The sequence below is a fragment of the Deltaproteobacteria bacterium HGW-Deltaproteobacteria-4 genome, assembly GCA_002841765.1.
Classification (GTDB): domain Bacteria; phylum Desulfobacterota; class Desulfuromonadia; order Desulfuromonadales; family UBA2197; genus UBA2197.
The window spans coordinates 37,254-62,864 of record PHAV01000017.1; the positions used below are offsets into that span (position 1 = coordinate 37,254).

A 25,611-nucleotide genomic window follows, 5' to 3' on the forward strand; every position below is an offset into this window, starting at 1 on the left:
TCTTTAATGAAAATAAAAAATATTTATGGCCGACTCAACCTGCGTCGGAAGATTCTGACCGCACTCCTGTCTCTGCCCTTGCTCCCGCTGCTCATCACTTTGGTCGTCCTGACGACCATGGTTGAGCGACAGATGACGCACGAGATCGAAAAACGTGGCAATCAGGTCATGGTTTATGTCAAGAAGAGTATTGAGGTCAGTACCCGGGAAATCAGCAGTTTTGTGACCTTCTTTTCGCGCAATACCGATCTGGTCAATGCTGTTTACTATGCGTCTCTCACTGGTGATAATGAGCAGATCAAGCGGATCTCCGATGAAGCCATTAAAGGGTCCCGTGCCGATCTTCTTATGATCCTCGACATGAACGGCGCATCGATCTTTACGGGGCGGAGAAACGGAGGAGAAGGGGATGCTCATACGGAAGTTTTGGACAGCCCCGCGGTCAAAACCGCTTTGAAGGGAACGATGACCGATGGGATCGGACTCTTCGGCGATCAGCTGGTCCTCCTTTCCGCGACCCCGATCCGCTTGCAACAAGAGCAGATCGGTCTCGCCGTCGCCGCGATTTACATCAACGATGACTTTGCCACGCCCTTGCAAAAAGAGAGTGATGCGGAAGTTGCTTTCTATCATGATAAGAAATTTGTCGGCACTTCCAACCAGGACTTCAAAAAAGGAGACCTCGCGACGATCATCGAGGAAAAGGGAGGCGAGCTTGAACTCAGTGGCGCCGACCATCTCCTCTTTTCCGGTGATCTCGGCAGTAATGCCGGCATCCTTCTCGCTCTGAATAACGCCGAGAGGAATACCGCCCAACTCCGTTTCCGCATCGCGGTCCTTATCCTTCTGGTTGGCGCTGGGATTTTGGCTTTTTTCGTCGGCAATTCGATCTCCCATGACATTGTCAAGCCCCTCCTTTTGGTGAATGCGACCTTAAAGGAGATGGCAGAAGGGGAGGGGGATCTGACCCGGACCATCGAGGTGAATTCGAATGATGAAGTCGGTGAACTGGCCGCTAGCTTTAACAACTTTACCGAACGCCTGCGCGACATGGTGCGCCGCACCCGTGATGTCTCTGTCGATCTCAACACTGCGACCGACCGGATTCGCAACTCGTCAAGCCAGGTCAATGCCGGGACGCAACAGCAAGCGCAATCTCTCGCTGAATCTTATCTGGCGGTCCAGGCGATCGAAGGTTCGATCTCCGGAATTGCCGAGAGTACCGGTTCCCTGGTAGAGGCGGCGGAAGAAAGTTCGTCTGCCACTCTCGAGCTCGGAGCGACGATTGAAGAGATTGCGCACCAGATGGAGAAGCTCTTTGCGACAGTGGAAGATGTTTCGAGTTCAATCAGTGAAATGTCCGTCTCCAGCCAGGAGATCGCCGAGAATGTCGAAATCCTTTCCTCCTCGACCGAGGTGACAGCATCGGCGATTACCGAGCTTGACGCCTCGATCAAAGAGATCGAAGAGAATGCCGAAAAGACCAGCCGGCTCTCCGAGGAAGCCGCCGTCGATGCCCAGAAAGGGAAAGAGACGGTCGATGAAACGATTCAGGGGATCCTTGCTATCCGCGAATCGGTTGATCGGGCCAGCAGCGTTATTCAAGATCTTGGTAATCAGTCGAATGCCATCGGCAAGATTCTCACCGTCATCGACGAAGTCGCGGATCAGACCAGCCTCCTTTCCCTGAATGCCGCGATTATTGCTGCGCAGGCAGGCGAACACGGTAAAGGTTTTGCGGTCGTTGCCGATGAAATTCGGGAGCTTGCCGAGCGGACGGCAGTCTCAACCCGGGAGATCGGTGCCATTATCACCAATCTGCAAAATGGCACCAGAGATGCGGTCCGGGCTATGGCGGCCGGGAGCGAGCGGGTGCACCAGGAGGTTGAGCGCTCCAAGAGTGCCGGCCAGGCTCTCGACAAGATTCGCAGCAGTACGATGAAGGCGAGAGAGCAGGTCGGCGGCATCGTCCGCGCCACGCAAGAGCAATCCCGCGGTAGTCGGCAGATCACTAATTCGATCAACCAGGTGTCGTCGATGCTTGATCAGATCGCTTCGGCGATCAAGCAGCAGAGCGAAGGGACCCGCCAGCTCGCTCGTGCCTCGGAGTCGATGAAGGAGATTGCCGCCCAAGGAAAACTCTCCACTGGTGAACAGGCCAAGGGAAGCCGCCAAATTAATCTGAGTATGGAGCGGATTCGCTCCATGATCGAGCGCATCGATGAAGCGACCCGTGAGCAGACCGAGCGCACCCGTCAGGTCGTCGAAGCCGTGTCGAGTATTCGCGAAGTTTCGGAATCGACCACTCTGCGTACTGCCGAGCTTGATCAGGTGGTTGAGATCCTGTCGCGCCAGACCACGGCCCTGGAAGGTGAAGTCGGCGCCTTCAAAGTATGAGCAACGGGGAAGGGTCCCTGTTGATCCTCGGTTCCGGAACGAGTACCGGAGTGCCGATGATCGGCTGTCACTGCCCGGTCTGTCGTTCCGACGATCCGCGTAATCAGCGCAGCCGCTGTAGTGCCCTGATCCGTTGCGGTGGGGAGCATATTCTTGTCGACACCGCGACGGATCTCCGTTTTCAGGCTCTGCGCGAAGGGCTGCAACAGATTGATGCGGTCCTTTATACCCATACGCACGCTGACCACGTGCATGGTATCGATGATCTGCGCTCCTTCAATCGTCGCGATCAGCAGCCGATTCCTCTTTACGGATCGCCGGAGTGCGTGGCCACTCTGCAGCGGAGCTTTCCTTATATCTTTCTGCCGGAGGATAACAGCAGCTTTCGACCGCGCTTACGTCTTGAGACGATCACGGGGCCATTTTTGATTGGCACCGTCCCGATCATCCCCTTGGCCATCGGGCATGGAGAGGAACAGGTGCTTGGCTACCGCATCGGCAATCTTGCTTATTTGACGGACTGTAATCGCATCCCCGCCGTCACGCGCGCCGCTCTGGTCGGGATCAAGACGCTGGTCATCGATGCACTGCGGTTCTCGCCGCATCCGACGCACTTTAGCATTCCTGAGGTGATCGCTTTTGTTGAGGGCCTCGCTATCGACCGGACCATCCTCACCCACTTGAGTCATGATGTTGATGCTCGTCAGCACGGTGCTGCCTTGCCAGCGGGGATCGAGCTCGCATACGACGGGCAAGTCCTCCCCTTGGTATTCACCCCTTCCTGGTCTGCAGGAGAAATCAGCTGATGCTTCAGGAAATTCGCCTGCACGGCCAGATCAATGCTTCGGTGGAATATTTCTCTACGGGTGCATCCCGGGACATCTATCACAGCTACTTCTACGAAGTTCATGACGGTGGTCAACTTCGTTTTTTCTCCCCCGGCAATGAACTGCATATCGATTGCGACGGTGTCAGTTATAATGGCAATGGCGGGACATTTTGTGAATATATGTTCGGGGTCGATATGCCGTTGGCCGACCTCGCCAAGGAAGAAGTCCGCAACCGCCTTGTCCTGTACGGCACCACCTATCATGAAAACGATCGTACCCTGCGCTTCACCCGCCAGACCCAGGGACGGATGTCCTTCGAACGGCTCTTCTTTGACGGCAATGCCGTCTGCAACTATCTCTTCTTTATCTCTGGATCCTTTCCCGGTCCGGTTCATACGCAACAGGAAGAAATTCTGCGCCTCCTCGGCAAACTCCTCAAGCGGAGTGAATATGTCGGCGAAGCTGATGACAGCCTCCTCATTCAAGAGATCTTCAGCCTCCTCGGCCTGCGCAGCTCTCTTTATCTGATCCGACTCATCAACACGAAGCACAAAGAATATCACGATGCCTTCAAGCGTCTTTATCACACCTATCGCGCCATTCCTGATCATGAATTTGGCGCGCTACAGGAGCTTGCTGAACAACTAGAAATCGATAGTTATCAGCAGGAGCGGATCCGTGTCGACATCATGTACAAGCATCCCGAGAACCGCCGGATCGTCGACGAGTACAAAAACATTCTGATCAATTGCGATCGCAAAGGGAGCATCAATAAACTCGAAAATGCCCGCCTCACCCGTCTGAAGACCCTCTCGGTGCGTAACAAGATCCCCTCGGCGCTTTTCTATACGCTCGATGAAATGCTGAAAAATGATAAACAGGTCGATCTTGAAGAGGATTACATCTCTGAGACTCGGCAGATCCTCGATGGCATCTTTCTGCACGAACGGCAGATCGACGCGAGTATCGATGAACAGGATATGGTCCGCCTTCTGCACGCCAAGCGCCGTGCCAGTGAAAACCGCGATCACACTTTTGAGCAGATTCTCCTCGATACCGGAAAAACCTGTGACGAGATGATCCGGGACGGCGCCGACTTCTCCTTGATGGAGAGTCTCTCTTATATCATTACCTTCTTCGATCGTTACGATACCACTTCCGCCCACATCAGCCAGCTCGCCTTTATGCCAAACAGTCGTTTCAACGAAGATATGATTCGCTCTCTGCTTGGCAGTCTGCGCGCCTTTGAGGAGCTATCGACCGGGCTCTTTACCTCCCTCTTTTTCGGCGATATCCTCAGCAATAAGTATATCAGCAACTATGGCCGCAAGAAGATCCTGATCCTGCGGGACGGCCTTGCTACCATCATTGCTGATCGTCAGACCGTGCAGCAATTGCTGCAGGCAATGCGGGATCTTGACGCTCAGGAGAACCTTTACACACTCCTCCTCAGTCACATCAAGGAGCGAATCCGTAAGTTCTATTCACTGTACAATACCCGTGCCGAGCAGGAAGCTCTCCTCAGCGAGGTCTCGGAAGAATTACACAACAAGGGGTTGTTGAATGCGCCGATTCCGGTGCAGCTCTTTCGCGATGTCGTTGTCAATATCAAGACGGAGGCTATCTATCTGCATAACCTCCTGCCGCAGATCGTTGCCAATCGCGATACTTTACTGCGTGAAGATTTTCTCGAAAACAGCGGTCTGGACCGTTTTTATGTCGAGGAGCTTGAACGGGAATATTTTGAACTTAATGAGTTAGCGATCGACGATCTTTATCAGATTCGCAAAGGCCTCAATGCCTGACCGAAAATTTCCACCCCCTCCTGCCCCGCTCTTTTGCACTTCTGCAAAAAAATCCATTGATGTAAAAAACGTTTATGCAAATTAATTTTTAAAAAACTGAAATCATTGATTTTTTTCTTCATCCCTCCATGCGTAATGCGTCTGCTCACTTCCTTCTCCCTTCCGGTATTAGCAATTTTGCAAAAAGATCAATGGCGAAAAGAGCTGCGAGGCCATAGATTCTTTCACTCTAACTATTCGTAATTAAGTAAGAAAAAATTATTCTTGTGAAATTTAAAAAGTTGGTACAGCGGTTGCTGTAAAGAGAGATACGACGAACGCAGTCGGAACGAGTCGCGCAACAATCACTGTAAGGGAACAGCATATGGCGAACAACAATATCTGCCCTTTTTTCGGCAAGGATGATGATGTGTGTGATGTTGGCTGTGGCTACATTTCACCGCACGACGTCCGGATGATGGTCGCCTACTGCAATAATCGTTGTAGTGACTGCATGAAATATCGGGAGCTGGTCGATCGCTTCCCCGAACACGCCGCCGCCGTTCCTGCGCCCGAGCAACTCCCCCCCCCCCCTGTCGCGGCCCCGGTGCACGAACCGGCGGTTGCCGCCTTTGTTGCAACTGCCTCTCACCCTGTGGTCAAGCCTTTCAAGGCTCGCTGGTCTTTAACCCATCGTTTGCACTGTCTCTCCACCCATCATGGTCTGCAGTCGACCCCTACTCGCAAGGAGGAAAAAACAATGAGCAAATTTTCGATCAGTCGTGGCTGGACCGTCGTTATCGCCGGTACCTGCATCAACCTCGCCCTGGGCATCCTTTACGCTTACAGCATGCTCAAAGCCGATATCGGCAAGCTCTTTACCGGCGCGGGTGACCCTTATGCCGTAGCCTGTCTCTCCTTTGCCGTGTCGATGATTATCGGCGGGAAACTGCAGGACAAGGTCGGTCCGCGCATCACCGCCATCATCGGTGGACTCTTTGTCGGCGCCGGCTTTATCCTCTGTTCGCAATCCTCCAGTTACTGGGGATGGGTCCTCGGTTTCGGCGTCCTTGCCGGCCTCGGTTTCGGTTTCGGCTACTCGGCCGCCACCCCGCCGGCGCTGAAGTGGTTTCCGCCGGCTAAAACCGGCCTCATTGCCGGCATCGTCGTCGCCGGTTTCGGCATCGCCCCGGTCTACCTCGCCCCGGCCTGTAAGTACCTCCTCGGTGCTTACGGTCTGCACCAGACAATGATGATCCTCGGCATCGCCTTTATCGCTATCGTCTGCGGCATGGCGCTGCTGGTCAGTAACCCTCCGGCCGGCTTTGTTGTCGAAGGAGCCGGAAGCGCAGCAGCCAAAAAATCCGCGGTTGCTGATATGACCCCCAGCCAAGTCCTCCGCGACAGCCGTCTCTACACCCTGTGGGTCACCTTCTTTATCGGTGCCGGCGCCGGACTGATGGTCATCGGCAGCATGGCCGGAATGGCCAAGCAGAGCATGGGCGAGTATGCCTTTGTGGCGGTGGCAGTCATGGCCATCGGTAATGCCGGCGGCCGGGTCATTGCCGGCTTGGTCTCAGACAAAATCGGCCGCGGCGCCACCTTGACGATCATGCTCCTTTTTCAGGCGATTCTCATGTTCGCTGCCATCCCGGTTGTCGGTAGCAGCACGGCCAGCCCGATCATCGTCACCCTGCTTGCCACCTTTATCGGTTTCAATTATGGTTCCAACCTTTGTCTCTTCCCCTCCTTTGCGAAAGATTTCTGGGGGGCCAAGAATTATGGCATGAACTATGGAATTCTCTTCTCGGCCTGGGGTGTTGGTGCCTTTGTCCTGGTGAAGATCTCCGCTGCTCTCAATGATAAATTCGGCAGCGCCACCATTTCCTTTGTCTCGGCCGGTGTCCTCCTCCTTATCGGTGCAGTTATGTCGCTCTCCTTGCGTGCCCAGAAGGCGGCCGTCGAAGAAAAGGTCCTGGTGGCGATCGAAGAAGACGAGCTGGCTTACAACAAGGTCAACAACTAAACGTTTCGCTGCTATTGTACTAACAGAAAAAGCCCGGCATTCCGCCGGGCTTTTTCTGTTGGAAGCTGTGCTCTTCACCCTTGCCGTGCTTATCTAGTTAGTGCTATAAAAATTCCTCTTCACCCCCCATCCTTGTAACAAACAGGAGTGCAAACGATGAAAGGTATCTTACTGCGCTGGCTTATTCTGACGCTCGCCATTCTTGCTGCCGCGTATGTCCTTAAAGGGATTGATGTCACCGGTTTTGTCCCCGCCTTGGCTGCGGCGGCGATTCTCGGAGTCCTGAATGCCTTTGTCCGGCCTCTCCTCCTCCTTCTGACGCTCCCCCTCAATATCTTGAGTCTAGGGCTCTTTACCTTTGTCATTAACGGCTTTTTGCTTAAAATTGCGTCCCTCATCATTGAGGGTTTTACTGTGCAAGGTTTTTGGGCCGCGCTCTTCGGTTCCCTCTTTATCTCTTTTGTCAGTGCTCTCCTCAACCTGTTCGTGCGGGAAGACGGAAAAGTCGGAGTGGTCCAGCTGCGCCGTAACCGTGATGGCAATTGGGAATAACCGCTGTTCACGGCCTGTTTTGCAACCTCTCTGCAAGGAAAAAACGTGAGAAAAAATCGCCTTCGTCGTCCTCCTCGTCCCTTCAATGGTATGCGCTATGTGCGTTTTTTATTGTTAATTGCTGTGATTGCCGGCTTTTACGGCTATCTGCGTGATCTCAAGGCACCAGTCATTGAAGTTTCACCCGCGCAAGGGATGCTCTCCGCCCAGCGACCGCTGACGATCAAGGTCAGTGATTCCGGGAGTGGGTTGAAGTCTTTGCGGATAATCGCCCGGCAAGACGGCAGCGAGACAGTCTTGACGCAAAAGGAGTTCTCCGGCGAGAAGAGCAGTGAAATTCAACTGGATCCGGGGAAAACCGGGTTGATCGACGGCAGTGTTGAATTTGGTTTTGAAGTGCGCGATCAGGCTCTCTTTCCCTTTGGCAACGGTAATCGCGCGCAGCTGAATTTGACCTTGACCCTGGATCGGCAGCCGCCGCAGATCGAACTGCACAGCGACACCACGCCGATCTGGCAAGGAGGGGCAGCGACGATTGTCTACACGGTCTCCGAAGAGACCGGCCGCTGTGGAGTAGAGGCCGACGGTCTTTTCTTTGCCGGATATCGTCAGAGTGACGGCCGTTATCTGTGTGTTGTCCCCTTTCCTGTTTCGGCCAACACCGCAACTTATGTACCGAAGCTGGTCGCTGTAGATCTCGCCGGCAATGAGACGCGTGTCAGCCCGGGCTTGCGTCTCCTTGCCCGTAAATTTCCACAGGCGAAGATTAACGTCTCTGACGCCTTTATTGCCGGCAAGACCGAAGAGTTTCAGGCATTGGTGCCGGGCGGGAGCGGGATCGACCTTTTTTTGAAGGTCAACCGTGACATCCGCGCCGAAAACCGCAAGACCCTTTTTGAGCTTGCGGTCCAGAGTAGTGCCACTCCCCTGTGGAGCGCCGCGATGCTGCGCATGCCGCGCGCCATGACCACCGGTGCTTACGCCGAGGCGCGGGACTACTTTTATAACGGCCGGCTGATCGATCAGCAGACCCACCTCGGCACCGACCTCGCTTCCGTGGCGCAGGCACCGATACTCGCCGCCAACCCCGGGAAAGTCCTCTTTTCTGGGTATTTCGGTCTGTACGGCGGCTGCGTTATCCTTGATCACGGTCTTGGTGTCCAGACCCTTTACGGGCATATGAGCAATCTCAGTGTTCAGGTGGGACAGAGCGTGACCCGCGGCGAAGAGATCGGCCGCAGTGGCAATACCGGTATGTCCGGCGGCGATCATCTCCACTTTGAAGTGCTAGTCGGCGGGGTGCCGGTGCGACCGGAAGACTGGATGGAGGAGAAGTGGATGGCAACGTACATCCTCGACCCGATGCAGAAATAGGGGGAAAATTGGTAACGAGCCCGGGAGCTGGATGGTCAAGAGTGGGCCGGACAGATCCCCATACTAAAGTTTAGATAAGACTTTAAACCTTCCCGCGGGTCTCTGTCTCTTCTGGCTAATCCCTTCGGTTGAAAGAAATGGTCTTTGGGTCGATTGCACTTTCCCCTTTGTAAATTATAGTCGTCACAACAGGATATTCTGTGCAGACACAATAATTTCAACAAAAAGCGGGAGGTTGAAATGGACGGGATAAGTTGGATAAAGATTTTATCAATTTTTTCGCTGGCTTCTCTCCTCCTTCCCGGTTGTGGCGGTGGCGGCAGTAGTGGCGGTGGTCCTGGTGCAGCTCCGATCACGACCCCGGCGCAAGCCCAGCAGGCCGCAGCCTCTTTCTTACTGGTGAGGGGCGATGGGCTCAGTAATCTGATCTCATCCCCAGCAGGCGTGGGGAGTTCTGCGAAGATTTTTACTTCCCGTATCGTCAGCGAAAATTTGCCGGATACAGAGAGCTCTCTTGCCATCCAGAAGTTTCTCGCCAAGTCGGCGCGGGCAATGACGGTGCAAAAGTATGCACTCACAATAACGAATTGTTCTGTGTTTGGGACAATTACAGAAGATTATATCGAGAAACCTGACGGTGGTGGTTTTAAAAGAACAACAACCTACGATGAATGCCGGGAAGATAGCCTTCTAATAAACGGCACTTACTCCCTGGAAGAGATTTATGATGGCGCCACTTCACAATCAATTGTCATTGAAGGGAATGGCGATCAAGACGTTAATGATGAAACAGATTTTGTTATCCAGGAGCTTGATAGCGGCGGGCTTGTCGTGGCAACCAGGAAGGCTTCCGGCACCGACTATTGGACCGAAACCGTGGTCACGGATACTCCAACATTATTTGCCAGCCATCAATCCTCATCCTTCAAGGGAATGTACACATATAGTGATGCCGCGGATACCTTTAGCTTTACTGTCGATATGACCGACACCGGAACGAGTAAAAACACCCTGAACGGTGGGGTTGTAACTCATACGGAAGAGGAGTTTGTCTCGAACGGAACGATGGCTTTTTCAGGGACCTTTTCCGGTGAAAGTGTTGGTCTGATCTTTACCGCCAACCAGCTGAAAACAAAAGACGTTTATGACTTAAATGCAACGGGTGAAACCGGGTTATGGGAAGCCAGTGGCTCCTTTGCAACGGTCATGACCCCGGCGACCTGTCTGGCTGGTTCCTACACAATAAAAACGATTAAACCGATAGAGTATACCCTTGATTATAGTAGTGGGGAGGAGACGACAAGCTCAGGGGAAATTGAGCTGAATAGTGCTGCGCGAATTCTCCTGTCCAACAATGGAGCAGACAATATCGTCACGATTTATCTCGGTACCAATCCAACACCGGTCTTTACGGGGACAGAGGAATCTTTGGCGGCCGCAACACTAGAAGCTTGTCCGATTTTCGGACTTGCCGGTGGGCTTTAAATAGATGTTAAGAAAAGATTGCAGCAGGAAAAAGGCGGGCGAAGCAGAGGATTCTTGCTTCGTCCGCCTTTTTTGTAAAAACAGCGTCAAAAATACCAGTTGAAGGCGGCCGTGGTGCCGAGTTGTGAGCGGTGGTAACGCTCTTCCCAGTTGGTGCGGATCGTGATGCCGCTTAAGCGGGTCACTTTGAAGTTTTGATCAAAAAGGAGCCGGAAATGGCTGTGGCGTTCCGGCAGGTAGGTGAGGGCGCTGGCAACCAGATGTGTTTTCCAGCGCGGATGCAGTCGGGAGATTGCGCCGATAGAGAAGCCGCCGCCGATCTCGACATTTTCGCGTAACTGGTCCGTCGCATTGACCTGTCCCTCAACCATCAGGTAACCAAGAGTTTCTGCCGAAAGTTCCCAAGCGAGGCCGCCCCCGGTATTGAGAATAAAGGCGAGAGGCTCGTTTTCATCGGCGAGCCGAAGTCGCTCAATCCCGAGATTAACTTTCCAGGAAATCGGCTGAAAAAAGAGGTCACGAGGGGCGAGGGAAAGGATATCGACCGGGCGGAAGCTCTGTAGACGAAAGTCCTGGTCATCAAGACGATAACGGGTTTTCAGGGCGAAAAAATTGATCTGCGCCCCTTGCGTATACCCTTCGTCAGGATCTAGGAGGTCATGGTAGGCCGGCCGCCAGCTGAACTCCAAAAACGGGCCCTGCCCTTCATTCCCGCCGCCGATACTGATTCGTCCCGCCTCATGTCCTGCTTCCGGTTGTTCCGGAGTCGGCATTTGTTCCACATCAACCGCTCCCGGCCCCAACTGACTGCGCACCTTGAGGATGGAAAGAAACTGGGGCCGAAACTCCTCCGGTGGCAATTCCTGGCGGGAATAACGGTATTGGACATATTCTGCTGCGAGATCGAGTATCTGCCTTTCCTCTTCCGGAGAATTCTGCTGCAGTGTCGGAACATGGGCCGGCTCTTGCTGCATGGCAACGGAAAAGGCCCGCTGCCTACCCTGTTCCGTAAGGAGGCTGGCACGATGGCGAATGCGCGTTGCCTGCGCCGGGCGATAAGTGACATCAGTAATCAGCCCGGCCCGGCGGATGGTGGCAATCGTATCGACAGGGATAACCCAGAAGGAGCGACGCTCCCAGTATTCTTCCGCCAGGCGCAACTCCGGCCGTGCCGCTTCTAGGAGGAAGAGGAGCATGAAAGAACAGTTTTCATCAAAAAAATAGTACTCGGAAGCGATCGCCTGCAATTCCCAAGTGTGCAACATCAGGCGTCGTGATTCTTCCGGGCTCAGATTCAGGCTGTACTCCCAGATATCGCGATGTTCAACTCCACTGTAATCATTTAGCTTTTCATAGTATGGAAGAAGAGCAAAGTACCCCGGATAGAAGCCGAAAATCCCCTTGAAGGCGTAGAGGAGACCATTGCTGTCCGTATCGTTGGCGGCGTAATTGACCGCAGCGGAGAGGAGGGGACTTTTGTAGGAACTGCCAACGCGCAGCAGGGTGTGACCAAACATCGAAGCCGGGCCATTATTGTGGGCCGCTGGAAAGACCAGGACGACGGAACGGGGATCGACAGAGGTCAGGGTTTCATTGAGTTTGTTGCAGTGAGGTTGCGGCAGGGCGAGTTCATTGAGATTGAGGACGGAGATCAGCCATTCCGTCCGGGCCGGGAAGCGGCAGCGAAAATGCTCATCATCAATGTCAACAGGTTGCAGAAGTGCCTGAAGACTGGCATTCATTTCGGCTTGTGGGTTGGTCTTCCCCTGCGGCATCAGGAAAAATTTCGGATCATCGATCAGGCTGGTATAGCGATCTCCCTGCTGTCGGTAATGCATTAATACCTGCCAGGTTCGTTCCTCTGACAAGGATCGCATCTCCTCCTCTGTTCCGGAATCCGCTGTTGCCAACGCAGCGTAGAGGGAGAGTGTGATAAAAAAAAGGTATGCGACGCCCCTTGCGCCGCATACCTTTTGCTCTTTTTGCTGATAGCAAAAGAACATTAATTGATAACGCTTACGGTGTTATCAATGACGTCCGCCATCACAACCTGGTCAGAGGTGAAGACTTTGTCAAAGTTTTCCTGAAGCTTGTTGGCGAATTCGACCTGCTCTGCCGCTGGAATCTGCAGTAGTTCGGCAAAAGCGGTCAGGGTGGCGCCCTGTCCCTGCGCGATGTCACGGGCCAGAGTATCCATGTTCTGGGCGACAAAGTTATTGATCTGGTTGTTGCTGGCAAAGAGGGGGGAACCGCAATTCAAGGTGCCGCTGGTGATACCGAAGGTCTGGTTACCGGAGATGCCGTTGGTCGTTGCCGCAACAACTTGGATGGGCCCCGGTTGATCTTTGAAGAGAACGGAGCCGAGACCGCAACCAGCTGCGCCGTAGCTGGCGGCAAAGGAGGTCGAGGCCATAGCGACCGCGACAACGGTGAGACAGGTAGTGACGAGCAGTTTTTTCATAGAAACCTCCGTATGAATGAAGTAATGAGGCATCCCCTATGGATTCCCCGTGGTTGCTTGTAGTTGAAATTGTTTCTTAAAGTTAAAGCAGGGATGAGAAACTGTCAATCTATAATCTTTTATCTTTTTGCTAATAGTTGCAATTTGCCGGACTGCCATGTAATCTTGCCTATTATTCCACCCCTTACCAAGATAGCTAATAATGCTGAATTTTCCCCTGCGACATTTTCCGCTTCTCCTTCTTGCCGCTCTGGCCCTGCTTGGGTTGACCCTCGGGCATCTTGGCGCGTCGCTGGTCGGGATGCGTTTAGCCCGCGCGCCCTCCGTAGTCCCTCCCACTGCGGTCAGCACGGCGGGGGGGCCGATGCGACCGGCGACGGCTCTCCTTGATTACGAGATTATCGTTCAGCGCAGTCTCTTTGCCCCGCATCTTGCCGGTCAATACAGTCTCGCGAGCAAACAGGAGAACAGTTCCAGCGTCGCTGTCCAGCCCCGCAGCAACATCCTTCTTCTTGGCACTATTGCCGGGGGTAATCGGCCGATCGCCCTGATCCGTATTGGCAATGAAAACAGTGTTCTTCGTCTGAATGATAGTCTCGCTGACGGCAGCAAGGTCATTGCTATTGCCCGCCAACTTCTCAAACTGCGTTACCCGGATGGTTCTGAACAGATCATTCTGCCGCCGGAGATCCCGGGCGAAGAGGGGGGGACGAGTGTGCCAACGGCAACGAATCCGGCGATTCGCGGCACGAGTGATAACCGTTTTGCCATTTCCCGCGCCGAGGTCGAGAAGGCGCGCTCCAATCTCGGTGAATTGATGAAGCAGGCGCGTATGGAACCGCATGTTGTCAATGGCAAGACCGACGGCTTCGAGGTGAAGATGCTCCGGCCGAACACGATCTTTACCTCTCTTGGTTTGCAAAAGGGAGACATTATTAAAGAAGTTAATGGGCTGGCTCTTGACAGTCCGGAAAAAGCGTTGCAGATCTTTCAGCAGTTACGCGAAGCGCAGCATATTGTCGTTGCCGTTGTGCGCAACAATGCGCCGTTGAGTCTTGAATATAATCTCGATTAGGAGGCCTACCGGTGCAGAGACGACCGTTCATCCTGGCGACACTTGCCCTGTTTTTTGCCTTAACCTTTGCCCCTCTTTGTCCGTTGGCAGAAGCGCAGACCGCCGTTAAAAAAGAAGCAACCACGACCAGAAAAGCGGCCAGTGTCACCCTCGATTTCAAAGACGTTGAACTCACCGATCTCATCCAGACGATCAGCGAGATGACGGGAAAAAACTTTGTTTATGACGATACCGTCAAGGGGAAGGTGACGATCATTTCGCCGCGGGGGATGTCTCTTGATGAAGCGTATCAGGTCTTCCTCTCCGTCCTTAGCGTCAAGGGCTTTACCGTCATCCCGGCCGGCAAGATGAATAAGGTCGTCCGCGCTCAGGACGCCAAAGAGAATACCGTCCCGACCGGTAGCGACGCGGCGTCGAGCGGGGCAGAGCAGATCGTCACCCGCCTCGTCCCGGTGCAAAACATCGATGCGGCGACTTTTGCCACCTCAATCCTCACCCCTCTCATTCCCAAGTCCGGGAGCGTCGTCGCTTATGCCCCGACCAATACCCTGATCATCACCGATTCGATGGCCAACATTGAGCGGTTACTCAAAATCATCGACGAGCTCGATGTGCCGGGAACCAGCAGTAATTTTGATGTGATCTTTCTCGAGAATGCCTCCGCCGAAGAGCTGGCCCTGATCGGGACGCAGATCCTGGCGCAGGGAGGAACGCCAACGCGCCGGTCGCGCGGGACGGCGGCGACAGCCCCGGGGAAAGTTTTGGCATATCCGCGCTCCAATGCCCTGATTGTCCTTGCCGAAGCTGAAGAAATTGTGACGATTCGTGCTCTAGTGCTCAGTCTCGATCGTAAAGAGATGGGGACCCCTCGTTCGAATATCAATGTCTATTATCTTGAGAACGCCGATGCCGAAACATTGGCCAAGACCCTCAATGAAATTATCTCCGGCGTGAAGAGCACTCAGGCGAAGAAGGTGTCGGGACAAGCGGCGGCCCCGACTGAGCCGGTCAGTATTACCGCCGACAAAGCGACCAACGCCCTGATTATCAATGCTCTTCCTGAGGACTACGACGCCCTCAAGACGATCGTCAAGCAGCTCGATATCCGCCGCAAGCAGGTCTTTGTCGAAGCGCTGATCCTCGAACTCTCCATGGAGGCGACGCAAAAGCTCGGCAGCACATTGCAGGGGGCGGCTGTCAGCAGCACCAATGGCGGCGTCTTCGGGGTTTCCAATCAGACTACAAGCAGCAATATCGGCATGTTAGCTTCTCCTGCCAGTCTCCTGACCACAGCGGTTGACGGCATCATGCTCGGCGGCTTTTCCAAAATGGTTAACGTCACGGTCGACGGCGTAACGACACAGATCCCGGCCCTCTCGGCCTTGATCAACCTCTCCAAGACCGACACCGATGTCAACATCGTCTCGGCGCCCCGCCTCCTCACCTCGGACAACGAAGAAGCGCAGATCGTTGTCGGCTCGAACGTGCCGATCATTACCTCGCGCTTGACCAACGCCGTCAGTACCTCCACCAGCAGCAGCAGTGGACTGGCGACGAGTGTGTCGGTGGAACGCCAAGATGTCGCCCTGACCTTGCGCTTCACCCCGCAGGTGACCGAGGGGAATCTCGTCCGGCTCAAGATCTTTCAGGAGATCACCGACCTGGCAACGAGTAGTGTCGGCTCCGTCGATCAGGTCGGCCCGACCTTTACCAAGCGTCTGTTGCAAAATACCGTCGTTGCGGAAGACGGCAAGACTGTTGTCCTTGGCGGCTTGATCGGTAACAGTGTGCAGGAAGTCATCACCAAGGTCCCATTTTTTGGCGATATCCCTTTGATTGGCTGGCTCTTTAAACGCAAATCGACGACCGTAAAGAAGACCAACCTGCTAATCTTCATCACCCCGCGGATTGTCCGTAATGGTGAAGATCTGGCGCGGGTGACGCAGTCCAATCGCGAAGCGATGAACAAGTTTCAAAGTAGCGAGATGAATGATTCTCTGAAGAAGAACAAGTACGCTGATGCGGCGATGGAGCAGCTGAAATTGTCCGACCCGACCCTGCTTGAAAGCGTTCCCCATGAGTGAGTGGGTTCTCCTCGGCGAAATTCTGGTCGCAGCGGGGGATCTTTCCGCCAGCGTCCGCGACATCGCCCTTTCCCAGCAGCAGGCCAAACCGGGGCGCCGCCTCGGGGATCTCCTGCTGACCCAAAAGAGTGTTACCCCGTTGCAACTCGCCCGCGCCCTGGCTTGCCAGAGTGGCCTGCCGCTGCTGGAGACGATCCCGCCCGAAACCTCCCTTGCCGATCTCGGTAACCGCTTGAGCCTTGCCTATCTCAAGGATCTCCGCATCTTCCCTCTCGGCCGGCAGGAGGATGGACTGCATGTTGCGGTGGCTGATCCCTATGATAGTCGGCCCCGCAATGATCTTGCCATCCTCACCGGGGAGCGTATTCTGCCGGTTGTTGCCCCGGCCGACGAAATCCTTCGGGCCATCAATCGTGACTTCGAACGCCGCTCCGAAGGGGCGAAGGAGATGGTCGAAGAGATTGCCGCCGGCGACAATGACAGCCGCGCCCCGGAACCCGAAGATCTCCTGGATGTCTCTGACGAAGCGCCAGTCATCCGCTTTGTCAACAGCCTTATCACCCAGGGGTACAAAGAGCGGGCGAGCGACATTCACATCGAACCCTTCGAGACGGAGCTCATCGTCCGTTATCGCATCGACGGCATCCTCTACGAAGCGCTGCGGCCGCCGCATAAATCCCATGCTGCCATTGTGTCGCGTATCAAGATTATGGCGGCTCTCAATATCGCCGAAAAGCGCCTCCCTCAGGATGGCCGCTTTCGCGTCCGTATCGCCGGCAAGGATGTCGATGTCCGCGTTTCGACCCTGCCGACCGCTTTTGGCGAACGGGTGGTGCTGCGTCTCCTCGATCACGGCAGTCAGGTGCTGCAGTTGGAGGATATCGGCCTTGAAGCGGATCTTCTCCGCCAGCTTGATGCCATGATCCGCAAGAGTCACGGTATCTTCCTGGTTACCGGCCCGACCGGATCCGGCAAGACGACGACCCTGTATGCCGCCCTGACCCGCCTCAATAATCGTGAAAAGAATATCATCACCGTCGAAGATCCGATTGAGTACCAGCTTCCCGGCGTCGGGCAGATTCAGGTCAACGCCAAGATCGATCTGACCTTTGCCAATGGTTTGCGCTCTATCCTCCGGCAGGATCCCGATATCATCATGGTCGGCGAGATCCGTGATGCCGAGACCGCCGAGATCGCCGTGCAGTCCGCCCTCACCGGTCACATGGTCTTTTCGACCCTGCATACCAACGATGCGGCCGGTGCCCTCACCCGCCTCGTCGAGATGGGGATCGAACCCTTCCTGGCGGCTTCCTCCATCGTCGGTATCATCGCCCAGCGTCTGGTCCGGCAAATCTGTCCACACTGCCGCGAATCGTATCACCCCTCCCCTAATCTCCTGGCCGACGCCGGTCTCCCCAATGATGGCGCCCTTTATTACCGGGGTCGCGGCTGCGAGCGCTGCATGGGGCTCGGTTATCGCGGACGTAGCGGCATCTATGAACTCCTGCCGGTCGAGGAAGAGACCCGCGAGCTCCTGCTGGCGCGCAAGGATGCTGCGACGATCAAGGCAGCAGCGCAGCGCAAAGGGATGAAGTCGCTACGCGATGCCGGTCTGGCTAAAGCGGCCGCCGGCGAGACCACTCTCGAAGAGGTGCTGCGCGTCACTCAGGAGGAGGTCTAGAATGCCCCTCTTCGATTACGCCGGCTTTGACGCCAATGGCCGCAAAGTCAACGGCAGTGTCGAAGGAGCGGGACGGCGTGCCGTCCTTGCCAAGCTGCGCGAGGAAGGGATCTACGCCACCGAGGTGCAGGAAACGACTGGCGCGAGCAAGGGGTTTTTCGGCGGCTTCGCCCGGCAAAAGGTCGCCGTCGATGAACTGGCGATGGCGACGCGGCAGATTGCCGTTCTCCTCGCAGCCGGTTTGACCCTTGACGAAACGCTCGCGACTGTTGGCGGTCAGGTGGAAAACCGCCAATTCGGCCGGGCCCTGGCGCTGGCGCGCGAAGCGGTGATTCAGGGGGAGGCGCTGCATATCGCCCTGAGCCGCCATCCCCGTATCTTCTCCGATCTTTATGTCAACATGATTCAGGTCGGCGAAAGCAGCGGCACCCTCGAACTGACCCTGGAGCGCCTTGCCGATTTCCTCGAAGACCAGGCGAAGCTGCGTGGCCGCATCCTCGCGGCGATTACCTATCCCCTGCTGATGGCAGTGGTCGGCGGTTCGGTGTTGGTCTTTCTTGTCGCGTTCGTCGTCCCCAAGATTACCCGGATGATCGAAGATCTCGGCCAGGCGCTGCCGCTGCCGACCCGCCTCCTCATCGGTGGCAGCCATTTCCTGAGCAATTACGGCTGGATCCTCCTGATCCTGCTGGCGATCGGCTTCGTCGTTCTCGCCCGTTATCTACGAACAACGGAAGGGCAGCTACGGCGTGACACGATCGCCCTCAAACTCCCCCTCTTTGGCCGGCTCAATACCCAGATTGCTTCGGCGCGGCTGACCCGCACTTTGGCAACGCTGCTGCAAAGCGGCATGCCGATGCTCAAGGCGCTGGAGATTGCCCGGCAACTCGTCGGTAACCGCGTCCTGCAACGCGCCCTGGCGGAAACGAGCATGGCGGTGCGCGAAGGGGAGGGGCTGGCTGAACCGCTGCGCCGCTCCAAACTTTTGCCGGCGATGGTGACCCAGATGATCGCCGTCGGCGAAAAGAGCGGTGAGCTCGAAACCATGCTGCTGCGCGTCGCCGATACCTATGAACAACAAGTCGATTTGGCGATCAATCGCCTCCTCTCTCTCCTTGAACCGCTGATGATCCTGGTCATGGGGAGTGCCGTTGGCTTCATCGTCATGGCTATCCTCCTGCCGATCTTCGAAGCGAGTCAGGGGATGAAGTAGGGGTACGGCGTGCCGTGCCCGATCTGTAAACACAATGACGTTAAGGGGCACGGCACGCCGTGCCCCTACAAAAAAGGGATTTTTATGAAAAAACACCAAAACAATCGCGGATTCACCCTCATCGAAATCATGGTCGTCGTCGTTATTCTCGGCATCCTCGCCGCCTTTGTCGTCCCCAAGCTCCTCAGCCGCCCGGACGAAGCGCGGATCACCAAGGCGGCTACGGATATCAAGGGGATCGAGCAATCCCTTGGCCTCTTCAAACTCGATAACGGCTTCTACCCGACAACCGAACAGGGTCTGACGGCGCTGGTGAGCAAGCCGACGATCGGTCGCATCCCGACCAAATATCCGGAGGGTGGTTATCTGAAGCGGGTTCCGACCGATCCTTGGGGGACGCCGTACATCTATCTGTCGCCTGGCACCCATGGCGACTTTGACCTGATCTCCCTTGGCGCCGACGCCGAAGCCGGCGGTGAGGGGAATAATGCCGATATCGAAAGCTGGAAGCTCGACTGATCGCCACACGGCGGAGCAGATTGATGAACGTCGCAACGGGTCCGTACGCGTCACGTGGCTTCACCCTCATCGAATTGATGGTGGTCCTCTTTCTCATAGCCCTCTTTTCGTCGCTGGTCATCCCCCGCCTCCCGGAGATCGATGCCGGTGGCCCGGAGCGCGGGGCGCGGCGGATTGCCGGAACCATCAAGTTCCTTTACAACGAGGCGGCCCTGAGCGGCAGAGAGCATCGCTTGCTCTTTGATCTGGATAGCAACTCCCTGCGTCCCCGCACCCTGAATGATCTTCGCGAAGTGGTGGCGGTTAAAGGCTTGGCGGCGGAGAGCAAGCTGCCGAGCGGGGTGAAGCTCCTCGATGTGTCGGTGGCCGGGCAGGAGAAGGTGACCAGCAGCATAACGACTCTGACCATCTCGCCGACCGGCTGGCTGCCGCAGACGGTCATTCATCTCGAAAGTGCGGATCGTCAGATTTTGACCATCCGGTTCCTTTCTTATACCGGCAGCGCCGAGGTTTATGAGGGCTATCGTGAGTTCTGAGCGATCGGTGCGCGGTTTCACCCTCCTCGAAGTGATGATCGCCACGGCGATTGTCGCGGTGGCGGTGACCGTCCTCCTCGGCCTCGGCAATCGCTCGCTGGCGGTGCACGATCGCTTGCAGCAGACCACTCGCGCCACCCTGCTCGCCCAAAGCCGCCTTGCCGAGATCGAGGTCGCGGCCCGCAAGGAGAACAGCCGTCAGGACGAAAGCGGCGATTTTCCGGCTCCCGACGAACGCTTTCGCTGGCAAAGCGTCTGGCTCGATACCCCGCTGCCGTCGGTGCGACGCATCGATCTGACCGTGAGTTGGGGAGCAGTTGAGCGCAACGAAGCAGTGACGCTGACCTCCTTTGTCCGCGATAGCAGTTCGTTATGAAACGCAGCGCCGGCTTCACCCTTATTGAGGTGCTGATCGCGGTCAGTCTCACCGCCATCGTCCTCACCGCGATCTACGGAGTCTTTACCGCCGTCTTCACCGCCAGGCAGCAGGTGCTGGTCGAGAGCGAAACGTCACAGATCGGGCGGGTCCTCTTTGAGCGACTCGGCCGCGAGCTGCGCGGCGCCTGGATGCCAGCGTCGGGGGGGCAATTCTTTCTGGCAACGACGGATCGCGACGGCCGCCCCGAGCTCCGCTTTGCGACCGCTTCAACGACGTTGGCGGCGACCGGGCGCGGCGGCATGGCGGCCCTGCGTTACGGCTTGCAACCGATGGACAGCAGCGCCAGTGATCGCCTTTATCTCGTCCGCAGTGAAGAGCCGTATCATCTTCGTGATCGCCTTGACAGCGGCTCCTACCCCTTGTGTGGCAATGTCAAAAGTGTCCTGTGGCGTTTTTATGGGGCCAATGGCTGGGTGGACAGTTGGTCAGGGGAAGGGAACAACCCCCTGCCGCAGTTGGTGGAGTTGACGATCACTCTTCTTGATTCGGAGAATCGCGAAACCTTGCTGCGCGGCACCTTCGATCTCCCGGATGGGGCGTCGCGATGAGTGTTGGTAATCAGCGCGGTGCCGTACTCCTTCTGGTCCTTGTCGTTGTCGCCCTCCTCTCGGCGCTCCTCACCGATTGGGCCTTTTCGACTCTGGTCGATCTGCGTTTGACTGAAACTTTCCGCGACAGTAATCGCGCTTATTATCTGGCGCGCGGCGGGGTGGAGGTCGGGCGGCAGCTGCTGCGCGACGATAACAATGGCTACGATACGCCGAGCGAGATGTGGGGGGTGGGGATTCCTTCTTATCCGGTTAGTGACGATGCGACGGTTTCGATCCGTATCGTCGATGCGGATGGCCGCTTCAATCTCAACAAGGTGGTCGATAACCTCGGTGAGAATCCGAATCCACTCATGCGGGATCGTTTACGCCGGCTGTTGACCCAGTTGGAGATTGACGATCCTGACGCCCTCGGCGATGCCCTGATCGACTGGATCGACCGCAATCAAACGACCTCACCGCGCGGTGCGGAAAATTCCTGGTATCAGGGGCTGGCGTCGCCGCTGGCGAGCAAGGATGGTCCGCTCGATACGGTCGACGAGTTGCTGCTGGTGAAAGGATTTACGCCGGAGATCGTAGAGAAACTGACGCCGCATGTCACAGTCGCGGGGGTCAGTCGGCTCAATCTTAACAGCGCTGGCAAAGATCTTCTGTTGGTCTGGGATAGTGACGTCACCTCTGGCAATGTCGACCAATTGTTGGAGCGTCGTCAGGAAAAACCCTTTAAATCGCTAGGTGAAGTGCAGGAGGTCCTCGGTATCGAGACCTATTCGGCCCTGAATCGCAATGTTGATATCGCCGTGACCAGTCAGTTTTACCAGATCCGCAGCGTTGCCCAGGTCAACGACGGAGTGCGCACGGTCGAGGTGCTCTTGGAAAAAGCCGGGAACCGGCAACTCTGGCGGCGGGTATATTGATATCGTTAGTTTATAAATTGTAGGGGCAATTCATGAATTGCCCGATTGCAAATTTATTGCGGTAAAATCAGGGCGGTTCGTGAACCGCCCCTACATGGAGGTCATGATATGGCACAACAACAAATCTATCTCGTCGGCGCCGGCATCACCGGCTGGGAAGGGTTCGGCAGCAAGGCGCGGGAAGTTATTGCCGCTGCCGACCTGTTGCTCGGACATCAGCGCCATCTCGACATCTTCCCCGATTTCAGTGGTGAAAAGCGCGAGTTGCCAGGCCTCCCCGAAGTGTTGGAGTTCCTGCGCAGCAGTGAACAACGTGTCGTCATCCTTGCCTCCGGTGACCCCAATTTTTTCGGTATTGCCCGCTTTCTCCTCCGTAATCTCCCCAAGGAGCGGATCGAAATCCTCCCCAACGTCACCAGTGTCCAGTACGCCTTTGCCCAGATCAAAGAGCCCTGGGATGACGCCATCTTTGTCTCGGTCCATGGTCGCGGTCTCAAGGGGACGATCGACCGCATCGTTGCCGCCGAGAAAGCCGCCGTCCTCACTGACGAAAAAAATACTCCGGCCGTGATCGCTGCCGAACTCCTCGCCCGCGGCGCCGAAGGTTATGTTGTCTGGCTCTGCGAAAGCCTCGGTCTAACGGACGAAAAGTTCACCCGCACCGACGTCAAGGGATTGCTGGAACTGCCCGCGGCCCCCCTCAATATCGTCATATTCATCAAGGTCTGGGAGCCGACGTTACAGCAATATCCGCTGCTCGGTATCCATGATGACGAATTCGCCTCGGTGAAAAAGCTCATTACCAAGCAGGAAGTTCGCGCCGTCACCCTCGCCAAACTGGCGCTGCAGGATGATCTCGTTCTGTGGGATATCGGCGCCGGCAGCGGCTCAGTCTCGATCGAGGCGAGCAATCTCCTCCCCAACGGCAAACTCTTTGCCATCGAAAAGAATCCCGAGGCTCTGATCCATCTGCGTGACAACTTGAAGAAGTTCGTGGCCCGCAACGTACAGCTCATCGAAGCTTACGCTCCCGAAGGGATTGAAGGGCTCCCCGATCCTGACCGCGTCTTTATCGGCGGCTCCGGCGGCAACCTTGAAGAGATCATCAACTTTATCGACAAACGCCTCAAGGCCGAAGGGGTGATCGTCCTCAACGCTGTTACTCTCGATACCCTGACCAAGGCGGTGGAGTTCTTTGAAGATCACGGCTATCTCCTCGAAATCGTCTGTATCAATGTTGCCCGGACCCGTAATCTCACTGAATACCGCATGTTTGAGGCGCAGAATCCGGTTTATATCATTACCGCCAAGAAGGAAAACTGACCTTCACCACCCCCGACCCCTCCTTAACTAAGGAGGGGTCGGGGGTGGTCGCTTCAAAAGAAGTTTGGAGAACTAAGTAATTGAAAAATAACGACATTGCTACCATCTACGCCGTCGGCGTCGGTCCCGGCGACCCGGAATTAATCACCCGTAAGGCCGAGCGGATCCTTCGCAGCGTCGATGTGATCTGCGCTCCGACCGGACAGGCCGAAGCGGCGAGTTTTGCCCTCTCTATCGTCGAACCCTATCTCGACCGCAGTCGCCAGCGCATTGTCGAACAGGTCTTCCCTATGAAGAAGGAGGAGGCCGATCTCCTCCCCTTCTGGCGCGAAGCCGCCGCCACCGTCGCCGCCCACGCCCGTGCCGGCCGCAGTGTCGCCTTCATCACCATCGGCGATCCCTTCTTGTATTCAACCTTCCTTTATATCTACCGGATTCTCAAAGAGGACTATCCGGACGTGCCGCTGGAGATTGTCCCCGGCATCTCAAGTGTCTTCGCCGCTGCTGCTGCCGCCGGCGTCCCGCTGGGAATGGCATCTGACCGCATCGCTATCCTGCCGGCGACCTATGAAACGGATCAGCTCCGGCAGGTTTTCCACGACTTTGATACGGTGGTGCTGATGAAAGTGCATCGGCGTTTTGACGCCATCCTAGCACTGCTGACCGAGCTGGATTTGCAGGATAATGCCGTCTATGTGCGCCGGGTCAGCTCTGAACAGGAAGAGATTGTTACCGATCTGACCTCTTTGTCGGAAAAAACTCTTGATTATATGTCCTTGCTGATTATGCAAAAAACCATCGCAGATCGTTGAGCAAGGTAAGGATCCTCCTTTTTTGCTTTGAATTTACAGTCCGTTATGTTATTGCAGCACAACGTCTCATGTGATATTTTTCCAAAAATTTAGAAGATTTAATTATTTAAGGAGAGCCAAACACGATGAAAAAAACCACGGCCTTGTTTCTGACGGTGATATTTGTTGTTTTTGGAGCCATGACTCCGTCTGCCCGCGCCGAGCACTTCGGTCCCGTCCGTTCCTTTTTGACCGCCGGTGAGCTCTCCCTTGGTGTGGGCGGCGGGGTTTTGCATGATACCTGGACGGCCGGCGGAGATAGCTTGTTCCGGCAGAAAACTGCTTATGCCAAAGTGGGTTTCGGGCTTGGCAGTGCGTGGGCTTTGGGTCTTCGCGGTGGAGTCGTCGACATGGACAGCGTTACGGGCGTCGATTTTTCCTCTAGCCCTGTCCCCTTTGTCGGCGCCACTGTCGGTGGCCCGATCTATCAGGGAAAAACTCTGTCTCTTGGTCCGGTTGTTCAAGTGAGCTATGTGTTGAAGCCCTTTGATAACGACGGCGTAGAGATTGAAGATATGATAAAAGCCTCTGTGGCTTTTATGGCTCAGCTTGAACTTGAGGATGCCAGTCTTTATTTCGGTCCGACCTTGAGTTTTGGTGATGCAACTGCCACTGGCAATGTTGATCTTGAACTTAGTAAGCGCTATGCCGGGGTTATGGGCATCCGCTGGCGTCTTCCTGATAATTGGCCGACGAATGAGAGCAAGACTTTTTTGGATTTCGAGCTTTCCAACGACGATTTTCAGCTGAACAGGTCAGACCTGACTGTCGAGCTTAATGTGACTTTTTAATTAATCGGAGAGTTGATAATTTTCAACAGGAGATGACAATGAAAAAAATATTTCTTATTTTTCTTCTGCTCGGTAGCGTAGTCCTGCCCGGTTGTGGAGATTACGAAGACGAAGCGCCCCGGGTTGTATGGACGAGCCCGAGTGCCGGCACGCAAGATTTTCTTGGCAAAGAGATCTTGGTCTCCTTCAATATGGAGATGCAGGCAGAAAGCCTGACTTTGTCAACGGTTTACGTTAAAAATGAATCTACAAATGCAGTCTGGCCACTGGCAGCCGCGGAACCCGACACCGACTGTCAGATAACGATCTCTAGCGTTGCACCGGGTGTCGGACTGGAAGCCAATATTAATCAGACTTTTCTATACGAGATTGATGATGCCTGTTTGTTAACCCCTGCAAGTAATTTGACATTGTTTGTTTCGCAAAATGTCAGATCAAAAACCGGTCAAACTCTCGAAGCACCGTATAGCGTCCAATTCACAACTGCCGCCAATTGATTAGATCGTTTATGACTCTCGGGGCACCTTCTCCACCAATGGGAAGAAGGGATACTTAAACAAACTTAAGCAAAGGGCCCGGAAGAATTGATCTTCCGGGCCCTTTGTCATCGTTGCATGAGTTATTTGTTGAAGCTTACGCCCCGCCGCCCTCTTTGACTTCGAGGGGGGGATTGATTAGCGACTTGATCAGTTCGCGGTTCATGCGGCTGATAAAGGTTGCCTTGA

General features: G+C 55.3%; 22 protein-coding genes. 20 read left to right on the forward strand and 2 right to left on the reverse strand.

Annotated elements, in window-relative coordinates:
* Positions 1–6: 6 nt before the first annotated feature.
* The 7 genes from CVU69_11600 (at position 7) to CVU69_11630 (ending at position 10,448) form a co-directional block, all read left to right on the forward strand.
* Positions 7–2,397, forward strand: a complete 2,391-nt coding sequence (locus CVU69_11600) for a hypothetical protein (GenBank protein PKN11621.1) — start codon at positions 7–9, stop codon at positions 2,395–2,397.
* Positions 2,394–3,203, forward strand: coding sequence for an MBL fold metallo-hydrolase (locus CVU69_11605; protein PKN11622.1), 810 nt, complete (start codon positions 2,394–2,396; stop codon positions 3,201–3,203). Before CVU69_11600 ends, CVU69_11605 begins: the two co-directional genes overlap by 4 nt.
* Entirely contained in the window at positions 3,203–5,032 is a 1,830-nt protein-coding gene (locus tag CVU69_11610; protein ID PKN11623.1) for a TIGR04442 family protein, read from the forward strand. The genes CVU69_11605 and CVU69_11610 overlap by 1 nt, the downstream gene beginning before the upstream one ends.
* A gap of 739 nt (positions 5,033–5,771) precedes the next feature.
* Positions 5,772–7,037 (forward strand): MFS transporter, encoded by a 1,266-nt coding sequence (locus CVU69_11615; GenBank protein PKN11641.1) that lies wholly within the window; start codon positions 5,772–5,774, stop codon positions 7,035–7,037.
* A 156-nt stretch (positions 7,038–7,193) separates the two neighbouring features.
* A complete protein-coding gene (locus CVU69_11620; GenBank protein PKN11624.1) occupies positions 7,194–7,589 on the forward strand; it encodes a phage holin family protein in 396 nt (131 codons plus the stop codon).
* Positions 7,590–7,634: 45 nt separating this feature from the next.
* Positions 7,635–8,963: a peptidase M23 gene (locus CVU69_11625; GenBank protein PKN11625.1), complete on the forward strand. Its 1,329-nt coding sequence runs from the start codon at positions 7,635–7,637 to the stop codon at positions 8,961–8,963.
* Positions 8,964–9,203: 240 nt separating this feature from the next.
* Positions 9,204–10,448, forward strand: a complete 1,245-nt coding sequence (locus tag CVU69_11630; protein ID PKN11626.1) for a hypothetical protein — start codon at positions 9,204–9,206, stop codon at positions 10,446–10,448.
* An 86-nt stretch (positions 10,449–10,534) separates the two neighbouring features.
* On the opposite strand, the gene CVU69_11635 is transcribed toward CVU69_11630, so the two are convergent.
* Both CVU69_11635 and CVU69_11640 read right to left on the reverse strand, forming a co-directional pair.
* Complete coding sequence (locus CVU69_11635; protein PKN11627.1) at positions 10,535–12,451, reverse strand: hypothetical protein; 1,917 nt, start codon at positions 12,449–12,451, stop codon at positions 10,535–10,537.
* Complete coding sequence (locus CVU69_11640; GenBank protein ID PKN11628.1) at positions 12,451–12,909, reverse strand: hypothetical protein; 459 nt, start codon at positions 12,907–12,909, stop codon at positions 12,451–12,453. Before CVU69_11640 ends, CVU69_11635 begins: the two co-directional genes overlap by 1 nt.
* Positions 12,910–13,111: 202 nt before the next feature.
* Between CVU69_11640 and CVU69_11645 the strand changes: the two genes are divergently transcribed.
* The 13 genes from CVU69_11645 to CVU69_11705 all read left to right on the forward strand — a co-directional run bounded on the left by CVU69_11645 (position 13,112) and on the right by CVU69_11705 (position 25,383).
* On the forward strand, positions 13,112–13,984 hold the full coding sequence (locus tag CVU69_11645) for a hypothetical protein (GenBank protein ID PKN11629.1): 873 nt from the start codon (positions 13,112–13,114) through the stop codon (positions 13,982–13,984).
* An 11-nt stretch (positions 13,985–13,995) separates the two neighbouring features.
* A complete protein-coding gene (gene gspD, locus CVU69_11650; protein PKN11630.1) occupies positions 13,996–16,068 on the forward strand; it encodes a type II secretion system protein GspD in 2,073 nt (690 codons plus the stop codon).
* Positions 16,061–17,749 carry a type II secretion system protein GspE gene (gene gspE, locus CVU69_11655; protein ID PKN11631.1) on the forward strand — a complete coding sequence of 563 codons (1,689 nt, stop codon included), beginning with the start codon at positions 16,061–16,063 and terminating at the stop codon, positions 17,747–17,749. The genes gspD and gspE overlap by 8 nt, the downstream gene beginning before the upstream one ends.
* Before the next feature lies 1 nt (position 17,750).
* Positions 17,751–18,962 carry a type II secretion system protein GspF gene (gspF, locus tag CVU69_11660; GenBank protein ID PKN11632.1) on the forward strand — a complete coding sequence of 404 codons (1,212 nt, stop codon included), beginning with the start codon at positions 17,751–17,753 and terminating at the stop codon, positions 18,960–18,962.
* A gap of 84 nt (positions 18,963–19,046) precedes the next feature.
* Positions 19,047–19,481: a type II secretion system protein GspG gene (gene gspG, locus CVU69_11665; protein ID PKN11633.1), complete on the forward strand. Its 435-nt coding sequence runs from the start codon at positions 19,047–19,049 to the stop codon at positions 19,479–19,481.
* 23 nt (positions 19,482–19,504) lie between these two features.
* Complete coding sequence (locus CVU69_11670) at positions 19,505–20,017, forward strand: hypothetical protein (protein ID PKN11634.1); 513 nt, start codon at positions 19,505–19,507, stop codon at positions 20,015–20,017.
* Positions 19,995–20,393: a hypothetical protein gene (locus CVU69_11675; GenBank protein ID PKN11642.1), complete on the forward strand. Its 399-nt coding sequence runs from the start codon at positions 19,995–19,997 to the stop codon at positions 20,391–20,393. The genes CVU69_11670 and CVU69_11675 overlap by 23 nt, the downstream gene beginning before the upstream one ends.
* Positions 20,390–21,004, forward strand: a complete 615-nt coding sequence (locus tag CVU69_11680) for a hypothetical protein (GenBank protein ID PKN11643.1) — start codon at positions 20,390–20,392, stop codon at positions 21,002–21,004. The genes CVU69_11675 and CVU69_11680 overlap by 4 nt, the downstream gene beginning before the upstream one ends.
* Positions 21,001–21,921: a hypothetical protein gene (locus CVU69_11685; protein PKN11635.1), complete on the forward strand. Its 921-nt coding sequence runs from the start codon at positions 21,001–21,003 to the stop codon at positions 21,919–21,921. Before CVU69_11680 ends, CVU69_11685 begins: the two co-directional genes overlap by 4 nt.
* A 108-nt stretch (positions 21,922–22,029) precedes the next feature.
* Entirely contained in the window at positions 22,030–23,244 is a 1,215-nt protein-coding gene (locus CVU69_11690) for a cobalamin biosynthesis bifunctional protein CbiET (protein ID PKN11636.1), read from the forward strand.
* Between the two features lie 95 nt (positions 23,245–23,339).
* On the forward strand, positions 23,340–24,056 hold the full coding sequence (gene cobI / locus CVU69_11695) for a precorrin-2 C(20)-methyltransferase (GenBank protein PKN11644.1): 717 nt from the start codon (positions 23,340–23,342) through the stop codon (positions 24,054–24,056).
* 125 nt (positions 24,057–24,181) lie between these two features.
* On the forward strand, positions 24,182–24,886 hold the full coding sequence (locus CVU69_11700; protein PKN11637.1) for a hypothetical protein: 705 nt from the start codon (positions 24,182–24,184) through the stop codon (positions 24,884–24,886).
* Between the two features lie 32 nt (positions 24,887–24,918).
* Positions 24,919–25,383, forward strand: a complete 465-nt coding sequence (locus CVU69_11705; GenBank protein PKN11638.1) for a hypothetical protein — start codon at positions 24,919–24,921, stop codon at positions 25,381–25,383.
* Positions 25,384–25,611: the final 228 nt, after the last annotated feature.

Coding starts and splice junctions, on each gene's coding strand:
- CVU69_11685 (PKN11635.1), top strand. CDS start 21,001: ATGAGTGTTGGTAATCAGCGCGGTGCCGTACTCCTTCTGGTCCTTGTC.
- CVU69_11615 (PKN11641.1), top strand. CDS start 5,772: ATGAGCAAATTTTCGATCAGTCGTGGCTGGACCGTCGTTATCGCCGGT.
- CVU69_11640 (PKN11628.1), bottom strand. CDS start 12,909: ATGAAAAAACTGCTCGTCACTACCTGTCTCACCGTTGTCGCGGTCGCT.
- CVU69_11605 (PKN11622.1), top strand. CDS start 2,394: ATGAGCAACGGGGAAGGGTCCCTGTTGATCCTCGGTTCCGGAACGAGT.
- gspF (PKN11632.1), top strand. CDS start 17,751: ATGCCCCTCTTCGATTACGCCGGCTTTGACGCCAATGGCCGCAAAGTC.
- CVU69_11690 (PKN11636.1), top strand. CDS start 22,030: ATGGCACAACAACAAATCTATCTCGTCGGCGCCGGCATCACCGGCTGG.
- CVU69_11705 (PKN11638.1), top strand. CDS start 24,919: ATGACAATGAAAAAAATATTTCTTATTTTTCTTCTGCTCGGTAGCGTA.
- CVU69_11630 (PKN11626.1), top strand. CDS start 9,204: ATGGACGGGATAAGTTGGATAAAGATTTTATCAATTTTTTCGCTGGCT.
- CVU69_11635 (PKN11627.1), bottom strand. CDS start 12,451: ATGTTCTTTTGCTATCAGCAAAAAGAGCAAAAGGTATGCGGCGCAAGG.
- CVU69_11620 (PKN11624.1), top strand. CDS start 7,194: ATGAAAGGTATCTTACTGCGCTGGCTTATTCTGACGCTCGCCATTCTT.
- gspE (PKN11631.1), top strand. CDS start 16,061: ATGAGTGAGTGGGTTCTCCTCGGCGAAATTCTGGTCGCAGCGGGGGAT.
- gspG (PKN11633.1), top strand. CDS start 19,047: ATGAAAAAACACCAAAACAATCGCGGATTCACCCTCATCGAAATCATG.
- CVU69_11700 (PKN11637.1), top strand. CDS start 24,182: ATGAAAAAAACCACGGCCTTGTTTCTGACGGTGATATTTGTTGTTTTT.
- CVU69_11675 (PKN11642.1), top strand. CDS start 19,995: ATGAGGGCTATCGTGAGTTCTGAGCGATCGGTGCGCGGTTTCACCCTC.
- CVU69_11645 (PKN11629.1), top strand. CDS start 13,112: ATGCTGAATTTTCCCCTGCGACATTTTCCGCTTCTCCTTCTTGCCGCT.
- CVU69_11600 (PKN11621.1), top strand. CDS start 7: ATGAAAATAAAAAATATTTATGGCCGACTCAACCTGCGTCGGAAGATT.
- CVU69_11670 (PKN11634.1), top strand. CDS start 19,505: ATGAACGTCGCAACGGGTCCGTACGCGTCACGTGGCTTCACCCTCATC.
- CVU69_11610 (PKN11623.1), top strand. CDS start 3,203: ATGCTTCAGGAAATTCGCCTGCACGGCCAGATCAATGCTTCGGTGGAA.
- CVU69_11680 (PKN11643.1), top strand. CDS start 20,390: ATGAAACGCAGCGCCGGCTTCACCCTTATTGAGGTGCTGATCGCGGTC.